We start from the raw sequence: 12,603 nt of genomic DNA on the forward strand, positions 1-12,603 counted from the left end.
TTTGCTCGACAAGCAATACGAGAAAGCCTGGCTGCGCCAGGCTTTCTCGTATTCGGGTGTCCAGATCTACATGAACTCGCGGAACGGCTGGCTGCCGGCTTCCCTGACGATCTCGTAGCAGGTGCACGAGGCCGCCGCCAGTCCCTCCGGATCGAGGATCTCGATGTTGCCGCGGCTGTAGTCGATCAGCCCCTGCTGCTGCAGCGCGCTGGCGGCCTTGGTGACGCCGACGCGGCGCACGCCGAGCGCATGCGCCAGGAATTCGTGGGTCAGGTGGAATTTGTCCGACTGCAAGCGGTCGCGCGTGACCAGCAGCGAGCGCGCCAGGCGCGCCTCCAGCACGTGGAAGCGGCTGCACACGGCGATCTGGATCGCCTGGGCCAGCTGGGTGTCGGTGTAGCGGTACAGCACGCGCTGCAGCGAAGGATTGCGCGCCACCTCGGCGCGAAAGCGGGCGCTGTCCATGCGGCTGGCGCTGCCGGCCCGCTGGACGATGGCGCGCACCTGGGTGGTGTCATGGCCGAGTGCCACCGTGGCGCCGACCATGCCCTCGCGCCCCACCAGGCCCACTTCGAGCGTCATGCGCCCTTCGGCCACGCCCATCAGGGAGATCAGGCAATCATGGGGAAAATAGATGTAGCGCAGCGGGTCGCCGGCTTCGCACAGCACGTCCCCGACCGCGACGGTGACCGGATCGAGCAGCGGCAGGACCTGCGCCAGTTCCTGCGGCGGCAGCGCGGCCAGCAGCAGATTGCTGTTGTGTTCGGCAATCGGCGGCGGTGCGGCAAAATTCATCGGATTCTCGCGTGGGGGATGCATAAGCCAAGCCGTCGGATACATTTGCAAACAATTTAGGTCAGCGTAACCGTCCCGCTCCGATCTGGTATGTACGGTGACGCACGGAACCGCTTGTTGTTCCTGAGGACAATCTGACAATGCACAGGCCGCCGGACGCATCGCATCCCCGGCATGAATGGCCTCAACAAGAACTTCTCCGAAAGGAACCAGCATGAATACCTCTCCCACCCCGTCCGCACGCGGACGCATGCATCCGCTAATGATCCTGGCCGCACTGGCGGTCCTGCTGTTCTGCCTGGTCGGTACGGCGGCGATCCTGGGCTGGATTCCCTCGTCCGTGGGCGGCAACAAGGAGCGCCAGCTGAGCGAAACCGAGCGCCTGGCACTGGCCTCGACCCTGCCGCAGGGAAGCCCGCAGCCAGCGCCTGGCGTGGTCGGCAACGTGCCCGGCCAGCAGCTCGCGCCGGGCTACGTGCAGCCGCCGAACAGCACCGTGCCGGCCGATTACCCGGCCCAGCCGGCCCAGGCCTATGCGCCGGCAAGCAACTATGTGCCGGCGCCTGCCGCCGCGGCGCCGGCGCCGGAGCGTGTGGTCGAACGCGTGGTCGAGGAACCGGTCAGCAAACCGGCCAAGAAATCGGTGCAGGTGGCGGCCGCCGACACCGGCCGCAACTGGTGCTCGAACTGCGGCAACGTCGAATCGGTCCGCACCATCAAGCAGCGCGCCGAAGGCAGCGGACTGGGCGCCGCCGGTGGCGCCGTCATCGGCGGCCTGCTGGGCAACCAGATCGGTGGCGGTACCGGCCGCACCATCGCGACTGCGGCGGGCGCCATCGGCGGCGCCGTGGTCGGCAACCAGGTCGAAGGCAATATGAAGGCCAGCACCAGCTACGAAATCCGCGTGCGCCTCGACGACGGCACCCTGCGCACCTTCCGCCAGAGCAGCCCGCCGGCATGGCGCAGCGGCGACCGCGTGCGCATCGTGAAGGGCCGCCTGCGCTCGGTCGCCTGAGCTCGTCTCTTTTCAGAAAAAGCCGGGATGGCGCAAGCCTCCCGGCTTTTATTTCGTAAGAATAATTTTCTAAAAGCAATGTGCGGCAGCGCACGGACCAATGGATGAGCTAACCCGACAATGGCAGGACGCTATCACTGCGTGCGGTGCAAAAATAACCAACCCAGGGGGAAAGCATCATGAACAGCATGGCATGGATCGGCATTATCATTTGGGGAATGATCGTGGCAGCGTTTGGCCTGTTCTCGGCGCATCCGCCGGCCGAAGCGGCAGCGGGCGGACTGCAGCCGCAGGACGTGCTGTTCCTGGTGGCGGGCGGCCTGGTCACCTGCCTGATCGGGGTCACCGGCCTGCTCGGTTTCATGGGCTGGATCCCGGGCTTGCGCAAGGAGAATGGCCACGCCTGATTTCCTGGGAGTTGCGATTTTTGCAGTAAGTACGCCATCGTACAGAGGCCAGCAGTAAGCGGCGGCATACTGGATTCACGACGCCGAAGCGCGTGATTTCTGGAAGGAGCAACATCATGTTGTATACAATTGCCGTGATTCTGATTGTCCTGTGGCTGCTCGGACTGGTGACTTCGTACACCATCGGCGGCTTCATCCATATCCTGCTGGTCGTCGCCGTGATCATGATCCTGGTGCGCCTGATCAGTGGACGAGGTATATAGTTGTTAGTAGTTAAAAAAATTTTTGTAAGACCAATCCGCTTCTCAGTCATGCCTGCAGGCTTGCCTCGGCAAGCATGACCGCGAAGCGGATTTTTTGTTAAGGAGAAACACCATGCAAAACAAACTGACTAAATCCGTGATCGCCGCTTCCCTCGTGGCCTTTACCGCTACCGGCTGTGCCGACATGAGCCCGACCCAGCGCGGCACCGCACAGGGCGCCGGCATCGGCGCTGCCCTGGGTGGCATCGTCGGCGCCAGCACCAGCGGCGGCGGCGGCAAGCGCGCCGCGGGCGGCGCGGCGATCGGCGCCGCTGCCGGCGCGGTGATCGGCAACATCTGGTCCAAGCGCATGGAAGCACAAAAGCAGGCCATGGAGCAGGCCACCCAGGGCACCGGCGTGCAGGTCAGCCAGACCGCCGACAACCGCCTGAAGCTCGACATCCCGAGCGACGTCTCGTTCGATACCGGCCGTTCCGACATCAAGTCGAACTTCCAGCCGGTGCTCGACCGCTTCGCCTCCACGCTGCAGGAAAACCCGGGCACCACCGTGGTCATCATCGGCCACACCGATAACACCGGCACCGATGCGATCAACCAGCCGCTGTCGGTCGACCGCGCCGCCCGCACCCGCGATTACCTGGCTGGCCGCGGTGTCAACCCGGGCCGCATCACCATCGAAGGCCGCGGCTCGCGCGAGCCGATCGCGTCGAACAGCGATGCGTCGAGCCGTGCACGCAACCGCCGCGTCGAGATCTACGTCGCCGAGCGCGGTCAGGGATAATTTCCCGCGCTGTCTAGACAAGGGCCGGCTTTGCCGGCCTTTTTTTTGTCCTATGAATAAGTTTTTCTTATTCATTGCGTAAGAGCCATGAAGCAGGAGCCCATATGCTATGAGCATTCCTTATGGGTGTCGCAATTTATAAACAAATTACCAAACAAATTTGACTTTTGTTTGCCCGGAATGTTTTGATGGCGGGCTCAGGTGAATGTTCACACATTGTCACGTTCGCCGGAGATGTCATCAACAAGCGTAAGACGCCGCCCCGCTCGCGGACCGCGGCTGTGTTTCAGAAGTTTCGGAGAAATTTTGTCTAAGCAGCAACTCGTAGTAAAGCGCAGTGTCATCGCTGTCGCTGTGGCCCTGGCTTCCACCAGCGCCGCGTTTGCCCAGCAAAACGCTGAGGCCTCGGTCCAGAAAGTCTACGTGACCGGTTCCAACATCAAGCGCGCCGACAAGGAAGGTTCCTCGCCGGTCGCCACCATCAATGCCAAGCAGATCGCCGCGACCGGCGCCAACACCGTGTCGGAGCTGCTGCATTCCATCCCGGCCTTCGGCTCGGGTACCTCGAACGACATCACCGACGGCAGCTTCTCCAAAGGCGCCTCGACCGCGTCGCTGCGCGGCCTCGGCTCGTCGTCGACCCTCATCCTGCTCAACGGCCGCCGCATCACCGCGTCGGCCTACGCCGACCCGAACCAGGGCAAGTCGGCCGTGTATGATCTGAACACGATCCCGGTCTCGGCGATCGAACGCGTCGAGATCTTCAAGGACGGCGCATCGGCCGTCTACGGCTCGGACGCGATCGCGGGCGTGATCAACTTCATCACCAAGTCGAACTACCAGGGCGGCGAGATCACCGCCGCGACCAGCGCCAACGACAACCTCGAATTCGCGCGCCGCAACGTGGCAGGCGTGTTCGGCTTCGGCGACCTGCAGGAAGACCGCTACAACGCCTTCTTCACCTTCGACCTGGCTTCGCGCGACCGCACCGGCATCCGCGACGCCCGCGACGTGAAGCAGCACATGTACGCCGACATCAACGCGCGCCTGAACGAATATGGCAGCTATGTCTCCAGCCAGCCGTTCTTCTTCCGCGAGCGTACCGCCGGCGCGCGCAACTTCGCCACCACCCTGGCCAACGGCGCCGACATCGTCAACCGCCTCGGCTGCGATCCGTCGCAGCAGGTCACCGGCAACCGCGACAAGCACAACCTCACCGCGACCTCGATGCTGAACGGCCGCACCTTCTGCAACTACGACACCTGGAGCAACCAGGAAGCGCAGTCGAAGGGCAACGACGCCAACCTGCTGGGCAAGCTGACGTACCAGGTGACCCCGGACATCACCGCCTTCGTCGAAGCCGGCTACACCCGCACCGAGCGCGAATACACCAGCAATTCCTCGACCATCGTGTCGACCTCGCCGACCACCGTGTTCCGCGCCGACGGCACCGCCAGCGACTACCAGCTGATCCTGCCGGCCGGCCATCCGGACAACCCGTGGAGCACCTCGCGCGCAGCCGTGGGCTACCGCTTCTCCGGCATCGACGGCGGCGCCAAGAACGTCAACCAGTCGGGCCGCCTGCTGGCCGGCCTGAAGGGCACCAGCGGCGCCTGGGACTGGGAAACCGCCCTGCTGCTGAACCGCAGCGAGCGTACCGAGACCATGAAGGGCATGCTGTACCGCCCGACCATCGACCGCATCGTCAGCGAAGGCCGCACCCTGGCCCAGACAGCTAGCGACAGCAACGCCTACCGCGACGTGGTGAACGAGGGCTACGCCCAGGTCAGCCAGTTCGACGCCAAGGCATCGACCACCCTGGGTACCCTGGCCGGCGGCGACATCGGCCTGGCCTTCGGCGGCGAGATCCGCCAGGAAAAGCTGGCGCTGACTCCGGACTACCAGACGCAGGTCGGCAACATCATCGGCCTGGCCAACTCGCTGGTCGACGGCCGCCGCATGGTGAAATCGGCCTTCGTCGAACTGCGTACCCCGTTCACGAAGAACTTCGAAATGGACTTCGCCGGCCGCTACGACAAGTACCCGACCGAAAACAGCTTCGTGCCGAAGGTCGGCGCCAAGTTCATCGTCAACGACAAGCTGACCTTCCGCTCGTCCTACGCCGAAGGCTTCCGCGCCCCGGCCCTGTCGCAAATCGCCGAAGGCGGCGTGCAGTCGTTCTCGACCCTGGTCGACACCGTGCGCTGCCCGGACGGCAAGAACCCGCTGGACGGCGGCGACGCGTCGGACTGCCGCCGCAGCATCTCGTCGCGCTCTAAGGCCAACCCGGACCTGAAGCCGGAAACCTCGAAGAGCTTCTCGTTCGGCGCGATCATCGCCCCGACCAGGAACATCGACGTCCTGGTGGACTACTACAAGATCCGCAAGGAAGACGAAACCGCCCTGCTGTCGGCCGGCTACGTGGTGGATCACCCGGACCTGTACCCGGGCCTGGCCATTCGTGACACCAATCCGGCAAACCAGCTGATCGGCGCCAACGGCCAGCCGATCCCGGGCACCGGTCCGCTGACCGCCGTGAACCGCTACTACGTGAACCAGGGCGCAACCGAGACCTCGGGCCTGGACCTTGAAGTGGCGCACCGCCTGAACCTGGGCGACAACGGCCGCCTGACCACCAAGTTCGACTGGTCCTACGCGCTGACCTTCAAGCGTTCGGAGCGTCCGGGCGAAGTGGAGGCCAACGTGGTCGGCACCGCCGGCGGCTACTCGGACTGGGCGATCACCGTGGGCGACATCCCGCGTCACCGTGCCCACCTGTCGACCAACTGGTCGAAGGGCGCGCACTCGCTGACCGGCTCGGTGGACTTTGTCTCGCCGATCTCGCTGCTGCGCCGTACCGACAACGACGTCACCTACCCGGTGCCGTATTGCCACTACGGCGCCGGCCAGCCGGCTGGCGCGACCAGCCTGGGCGGCCTGGAGAAGTTCAGCAACTGGGTGCACGATTGCCAGGTGCCGGAATGGACCACGTTCAACGTCGCGTACTCGTACAGCGGCTTCAAGAACTGGACCCTGTCGGCCAACATCAAGAACATCTTCGACACCGCGGCTCCGTACGATCCGCGTTACCCGACCGAAGGTTTCAACACCCAGCTGCACAATGCGATGGGCCGTTACTTCCGCGTGAGCGCAAGCTACAAGTTCTGATCGAACGACTAGCCTGAACGAAAGCCGCCTGGCGAGAGCCCGGCGGCTTTTTTATTTGTGCCGGGCACCCGGGCGCTTGGCCTGTCCCATCGGCGCCATAGTCGCTTCGAACCGTATCCGGAGCCACTCATGCAAGACGACGACCCGATCCGCATCCTCAAACAGGAAACCCTGTCCGACGATTACTGCGAGCTCAAGAAAGTCACCTTCAGGCAGCGCCGCCGCGACGGCAGCGTGCAGGAACAAAGCCGCGAGGTCTACGCGAACGCCGGCGGCGCCGCCGTGCTGCTCTACAACCCAGAGCGGCGCACCGTCCTCCTGACCCGCCAGTTCCGCCTCGGCGCGCACCTGGCCGGCCATGAGGGCTTCGCGATCGAAGTCCCGGCCGGCAACCTGGGCGACACCGACCCGGGCGAGCGGGTACGCGCCGAACTGTGCGAGGAAACCGGCTTTCGCGGCCACGGGCTGCGCAAGGTGATCGAATTCCTGCCGAACCCCTCCTCGCTCACGGAAACGGTGCACTGCTTCCTGGGCGAATACGGGGAGCGCGACCGCAAGGGTACAGGGGGCGGCAAGGAAAAGGAAGGCGAGGACATCGAAGTCCTCGAGATGGACGTTGACGAGGCTTTCAGGCAGGTGAAGGAAGGCGGCATCAATGACGCCAAGACGGTGATCCTGCTGCAGTTCCTGCGCGAGGAACTGCAGCAAGCAAACGGATCACATCCGTAGGGTGGGCGGGTCTCCCGCCCACGCGGTCGACTGCCGCCAACGCCGTCGCGACGTGGCACCCTGCAGCTATCGCCGCGTGGGCGGCAAAGCCGCCCACCCTACGAAAAGCACAATGCGGTGTCAGGTGGTTTCGGTGAACGCCAGGTACAGCTCGCGCGCACGGCGCGCCACCGGGCCGGCCTCGAGCGTGCGGTCCTCATAGCGTGTGCACGGCGTCACCTTGCCGTAGTTGCCGGTACTGAAGATCTCGCGCGCCGTCATCAGCTCCTCCGGCGCCACGCTGCGCTCTTCCACATGCACGCCCTCCGATGCCAACAGCGCGATCACGCGCGCGCGGGTGATGCCGGCCAGGAAGGTGCCGTTCAGCTTCGGCGTCACCACGGCGCCATCCTCGGCCACGATGAACAGGTTCGAAGACGCGAACTCGGCCACGTTGCCGTCGGCGTCGAGCATGATCGCCTGGTCGAAGCCGCGGGCCTTGGCCTCGCGCATGGCGCGGGTCGAGTTGGCATACAGGGCCGAGGCCTTGGCGTCGGTCGGCGCCATGTCCGGCTGCGGGCGGCGCAGGGTCGACAGGCAGCTCGAGAAGCCGGTGAACGGCGGCAGCGGTGCGTCGAAGATCGTCAGGGCGAACTGGCTGGCCTCGGCCACCGGGATCAGGAAGCCCTCGGTGCCGAACACCAGCGGGCGGATATACAGCTCGGCGTCGGGCGGGAACTTGGCCACGCCTTCGCGCACCAGGGTTTCCATCTCGTCCACGCTCAGCGGGCAGCGCAGGCCCAGCTTCTCGCTCGAGGCGATCACGCGCTCCAGGTGCGGGCGCAGGTCGGGCAGCTTGCCGCGCATGGCGCGCGCGCCGTCGAAGACCGAGGAGCCCAGCCACAGGCTGTGGTCCATCGCGCCGTACAGCGGCACATTGCCTTCAGTCCATTGTCCGTTGAAATAAGTCAGGTACATGCATGCCTCGTTTTACATTGATACAGCCCATCAGTGTAACGCTTTCAGCGGGTTCATTGTTCGGTGGCGAACCATGAAGTAGCTTTGCCTCGCGTACACTATGGCTTTCCAGTATCAACATTGCCCATGCTCGCCATTCTCGAACGGATCAACCCCGACAGCGACCAGATCGACCTGCTGGTCGACCTGGTCGATTGCCTGCGCCCGCGTAATCGCTGGGTCTGGCAAAAGGCGGACGATCCGGCGCAAAACGTGCGCACGCTGACCCAGCTGCTCAAGGGCAATCCGTCGCAGGCCTGGGCGCTGCGGCGCTACCTCACGACCATGCTGGAACGGCGCCGCCATACCAGCCTGTACAGCGACATCGGCATCCTCTCGAACGACGGTTTCGTCACGGAACTGAAGCGGCGCGTCACCTACCGCTTCCTGCCGCCGGCGCTCAACGACCTCTACCTGTCGGACGCGCTCGACCAGGTGCTGTACGACGAGGACGACCACCAGTGGATCTGCATGGTGCCCACCGCCGACTGGATGGAGCTGTTCGACGTCATCGCCAACGCCCCGCCGCCCCAGGACCGCAGCGGCGGACCGGCCACACCCGACCGGGCGCGCTACGTCACCCTGATGGGCCTGCTGGACGCGATCCGCACCCTGTCCTGCCGCATCTGCGCCCTGGGCCTCGAGCCGCGCCTGATCCACAGCTACAGCGAGATCGAGGATTTCGACTCGCCCTTCCTGATGCAGAACATCGAGGTCAACCGCTACCTCGACGAATACGCGCGCTACCTGGACGGCAAGATCGAGCAGCCCGAAGACGCGCGCCACCTCCTGGTGATGCTCGACCAGTGCGAAGAGGTGGTGCTCAAGATCCGCCGCGGCGCCCAGTCCACCGGCACCAGCGTGGCGCTGACCTACCTGCTGGTGGCCTTGCACCAGAGCATAGACCGGCTGCACAAGCTGCTCTACCTAGTGGACCTCAGCGGCTCGTTGCCGAGCGCGCCGAGCGTGGACCTGGTGGCGGTGGCCAGCCGCGCCGCCAACCCGGAGCGGCCGCAAGCGAGCGGCCGCCGCCTGGCCGCCGTGGCGCTGGCGGAAGAACTGATCGCGGCGCACAACGCCAAGTACCGCGTTCGCGGCCTGCTGCGCGACAACGTCGACCTGCTGGCCCGCAACGTCACCGAGAATGCCAGCCGCACCGGCGAACACTACATCGCCGAAACCCGGAGCGACCTGCGCCACATGTTCGTGGCGGCCTCGGGCGCCGGTTTCATCGTCGGCTTCATGGCCATGTTCAAGATCATGCTGGGCTACCTGCACACCGCGCCCCTGGTCGAGGCCTTCCTGTTCAGCATGAACTACTCGCTGGGCTTCATCCTCATCTACGTCCTGCACTTCACGGTGGCGACCAAGCAGCCGGCCATGACCGCGCAGCACATCGCCGCCTCGCTGCAGCGCGCCGACAACGGACGCGGGCTGGACGTGGACAGCCTGGCGGACCTTGTCACCAAGGTCTTCCGTACCCAGATAGTAGCCGTGCTCGGCAACGTGCTGCTGGCCTTCCCGGTGGCCTGGGCGATCGCGATCGGCTACAAGGCGATCAACGGCAACCACATCGTCGACCCGGTCAAGGCGCACCACCTGCTCATGGACGTCGATCCGGTCCACAGCCTGGCCCTGTTCTATGCGGCGATCGCCGGCGTCTGGCTGTTCCTGGCGGGCCTGATCTCGGGCTACTACGACAACAAGGCGCTGTACACCCGCATGGGCCAGCGCGTGCGCCAGCTGCGCCGCCTGCGCCGCCTGCTGGGCGAGGAACGGCTCGGCCGCTTCGCCGGCTATATCGAGGATAACCTGGGAGGCCTGATGGGTAACTTCTTCTTCGGCTTGATGCTCGGGATGACCGGCACGATCGGCTTCCTGCTCGGCCTGCCCCTCGACATCCGCCACGTCACCTTCTCGACCGCCAACCTAGCCACCGCCCTCGTCGGCCTCGACTACCACGTGCCGCTCGAAGTAGTGGTCAATGCCGCCTCCGGCGTGCTCCTGATCGGCGCGGTCAACCTCCTGGTCAGCTTCGGTCTGGCGCTGTGGGTGGCGATGCGCGCCCGCAAGATCCGCTTCAAGCGCGGCATCCTGCTGATCCAGGCGCTGGGCCGCCACCTGATCGCCGCGCCCATCGATTTCTTCCTCGGCCCCAAGCAGCAGCCGATCAGCCGTGACTCCAGCAGTGAACTCATCATGAGGGACACGAAATGAACAACAAGCGCCTGACCTCCTTCCTCGCCTTCCTGGCCTTCGTCTGCGTGGTCGCCTCGTGCAAGTCGCTGCCCGATGCCGGGTCCCTGCCGGCGGACCCGGCCAAGGCGACGCCGGCTGTGGCCACGCCGCGCGGCATGCTGGACAACAAACAGGCAGCCCAGCTGCTGCGCAAGCGCTGGGCCAACGCCTCGCCCGACCTCAAGCAGCTGGCGGTGCTGGAAGAACAGGCCACCGGCGCGCCGCTCATCCCCGGCAACAAGGTGACGCTGCTGTTCGACGGCCCCGCGACCATGCGCGAAATGATGGCGGCGGCGCGCGACGCCACATCCTCGATCAACCTCGAGACCTACATTTTCGACCGCGACCCGATCGGCATGCAGTTCGCCGAACTGCTGATGGAAAAGCGGCGCCAGGGCGTGATCGTCAACATCATCGCCGACGGCGTCGGCACCCTGGCAACCCCCAAGGAATTCTTCGAGCGCCTGCGCGGCGCCGGCATCAACGTGGTGATCTTCAATCCGGTCAATCCGCTGCAGCGTCCCGGCGCCTGGCAGCTGAACAACCGCGACCACCGCAAGATCATGGTGGTGGACGGCCGCATCGGCTTCACCGGCGGCATCAACATCAGCGAGACCTATGCCAACAGCTCGCTGTTCCGCTCGCGCAAGAAGCCCGAGACGGTCGACGCCGAGCAGGTCGGCTGGCGCGACACCCACATCCGCATCGAGGGCCCGGCGGTGGCCGCGCTGCAGTACGCCTTCATCGACAACTGGGTGCACCAGGATGCCGGCGAGCTGCCGCCGGCCGAGTACTTCCCGCGCCTGGCCCCGGCCGGCGACAAGGTGATGCGGGTGCTGGCCACCTCGCCGGATCGCGATTCGGAGATCTACAAGTCGCTGATGGTGGCCATGAACGAGGCCAAGAAGTCGATCCACATCACCTCGGCCTATTTCGTGCCGGACCGGCAGATCGTCGATTCGCTGGTCGCGGCGGCCAAGCGCGGCGTCGATGTGAAGCTGGTGCTGCCGGGCGTGTCCGACCACGACCTGATCATGTATGCCGGCCAGGCCTTCTACGACGAACTGCTGGCGGGCGGCGTCAAGATCTACCAGCTGCAGGTGGCGGTGCTGCACGCCAAGACGGCGGTGATCGACGGGATCTGGTCGACCATCGGCTCGGCCAACATCGACCGCCGCAGCTTCATCCACAACTACGAGCTGAACGTGGTGGTGCTGGACCCGGCCTTCGGCAAGGACATGGAAGCGGCCTTCAACGAAGACCTGCGCAGCTCCAAGGAAGTGACGCTGGACCAGTGGCGCGACCGGCCATGGAAGGACCGCCTGCGTGAATTCATCGGGCGGCTGGCCGAGTACTGGATCTGATGTTGCTTACAGCCCCGCTGCCATCAGGCCATCGATGTGCGGCGTCCACACACTACCCGTGCGCATGAACTTCTCGGTGGCCATCACCTCGAAGTGGCCGTGCACCACGTCCCAGCCGTAGCGGTCGATCTCGACCTTCTGCGGCTCCACCCGCAGCACGTTGAACGAGTTCACCTCGCCCCGCCCCCGGGTCGAGGTGGCCGTCCCGGCCTGCACCACCAGCGCCGCGTACTCGCTCAGCTGGTAGCGCGCCGCCGTGCTGCCCGCATGGCTGGCGTGCATGTGCCCGCCCATCAGGATGTCCACCCCGCACTCGGAGAAGGCCTGCATGGCGCGCGGCGCCCGGTTCACCAGGTCGCGTTCCTCGAAGTGATCGGGCAGGTCGAAGGGATGGTGGGCCACGATGATGCGCGTGACGTCCGGCGGGACGTTCGCCAGCTGCTGGCGCACCACCGCCAGCTGGTCGCGGCTGACCTTGCCGTCCTTGATGGTGAAGGAACGCGCCGTGTTGACGCCTACCACGGCGATCTCCTCGTCGAGGTAGAAGGGATCCAGGTCGTCGGTGATGTAGCGCCGGTAGCGCGCCAGCGGCTTCACGAAGCGGCGGAACACGTTGTACAGCGAGATGTCATGGTTTCCCGGCACGATGATCTGCGGGCCCGGCAGCGTGTCGAGGAAGGCGCGCGCCTCTTCGAACTGCTCCGGCCTGGCGCGCTGGGTCAGATCGCCCGAGACCACCAGCACGTCCGGGGCGATCCGTTCGATCAGTTCACGCAATGGCGCCAGCAGGCTGTGGTCGACGCGGCCGAAATGCAGGTCCGACAGGTGTACGAGTGTGCGCATCCTT

Annotated in this window: 11 protein-coding genes; 8 read left to right on the forward strand and 3 right to left on the reverse strand. The window is 65.2% G+C overall.

Annotated features, from left to right (window positions below):
- Positions 1 to 66 precede the first annotated feature (66 nt).
- On the reverse strand, positions 67 to 795 hold the full coding sequence (locus FG94_RS23080) for a Crp/Fnr family transcriptional regulator (protein WP_036216739.1): 729 nt from the start codon (positions 793 to 795) through the stop codon (positions 67 to 69).
- 214 nt (positions 796 to 1,009) lie between these two features.
- Here FG94_RS23080 and FG94_RS23085 point away from each other — a divergent pair, with 214 nt between their 5' ends.
- The 6 genes from FG94_RS23085 to FG94_RS23105 all read left to right on the forward strand — a co-directional run bounded on the left by FG94_RS23085 (position 1,010) and on the right by FG94_RS23105 (position 7,158).
- On the forward strand, positions 1,010 to 1,810 hold the full coding sequence (locus tag FG94_RS23085) for a glycine zipper 2TM domain-containing protein (protein WP_036216658.1): 801 nt from the start codon (positions 1,010 to 1,012) through the stop codon (positions 1,808 to 1,810).
- A 179-nt stretch (positions 1,811 to 1,989) separates the two neighbouring features.
- The gene (locus FG94_RS23090; RefSeq protein WP_036216660.1) at positions 1,990 to 2,217 is read left to right on the forward strand and encodes a hypothetical protein; all 228 of its coding nucleotides are present in this window, start codon (positions 1,990 to 1,992) and stop codon (positions 2,215 to 2,217) included.
- 116 nt (positions 2,218 to 2,333) lie between these two features.
- Entirely contained in the window at positions 2,334 to 2,480 is a 147-nt protein-coding gene (locus FG94_RS27465; RefSeq protein ID WP_020652694.1) for a lmo0937 family membrane protein, read from the forward strand.
- 112 nt (positions 2,481 to 2,592) lie between these two features.
- Entirely contained in the window at positions 2,593 to 3,261 is a 669-nt protein-coding gene (locus FG94_RS23095; RefSeq protein WP_051997032.1) for an OmpA family protein, read from the forward strand.
- 306 nt (positions 3,262 to 3,567) lie between these two features.
- A complete protein-coding gene (locus tag FG94_RS23100; RefSeq protein ID WP_161783990.1) occupies positions 3,568 to 6,429 on the forward strand; it encodes a TonB-dependent receptor domain-containing protein in 2,862 nt (953 codons plus the stop codon).
- A 129-nt stretch (positions 6,430 to 6,558) separates the two neighbouring features.
- On the forward strand, positions 6,559 to 7,158 hold the full coding sequence (locus FG94_RS23105; RefSeq protein WP_036216664.1) for an NUDIX domain-containing protein: 600 nt from the start codon (positions 6,559 to 6,561) through the stop codon (positions 7,156 to 7,158).
- 120 nt (positions 7,159 to 7,278) lie between these two features.
- Here the strand turns inward: FG94_RS23105 and FG94_RS23110 are convergent, their stop codons facing one another.
- Positions 7,279 to 8,115 (reverse strand): branched-chain amino acid aminotransferase, encoded by an 837-nt coding sequence (locus FG94_RS23110; protein WP_036216665.1) that lies wholly within the window; start codon positions 8,113 to 8,115, stop codon positions 7,279 to 7,281.
- Between the two features lie 126 nt (positions 8,116 to 8,241).
- Between FG94_RS23110 and FG94_RS23115 the strand changes: the two genes are divergently transcribed.
- Together FG94_RS23115 and cls are read left to right on the forward strand one after the other, a co-directional pair.
- Complete coding sequence (locus FG94_RS23115; RefSeq protein ID WP_036216666.1) at positions 8,242 to 10,371, forward strand: site-specific recombinase; 2,130 nt, start codon at positions 8,242 to 8,244, stop codon at positions 10,369 to 10,371.
- Positions 10,368 to 11,756, forward strand: a complete 1,389-nt coding sequence (gene cls, locus FG94_RS23120) for a cardiolipin synthase (protein WP_036216667.1) — start codon at positions 10,368 to 10,370, stop codon at positions 11,754 to 11,756. Before FG94_RS23115 ends, cls begins: the two co-directional genes overlap by 4 nt.
- Before the next feature lie 6 nt (positions 11,757 to 11,762).
- Here cls and FG94_RS23125 read toward each other — a convergent pair whose 3' ends face one another.
- Complete coding sequence (locus FG94_RS23125) at positions 11,763 to 12,599, reverse strand: metallophosphoesterase (protein WP_036216669.1); 837 nt, start codon at positions 12,597 to 12,599, stop codon at positions 11,763 to 11,765.
- Positions 12,600 to 12,603 lie beyond the last annotated feature (4 nt).

Origin of the sequence: Massilia sp. LC238 (assembly GCF_000735635.1) — a bacterium.
GTDB lineage: Bacteria > Pseudomonadota > Gammaproteobacteria > Burkholderiales > Burkholderiaceae_D > Telluria > Telluria varians.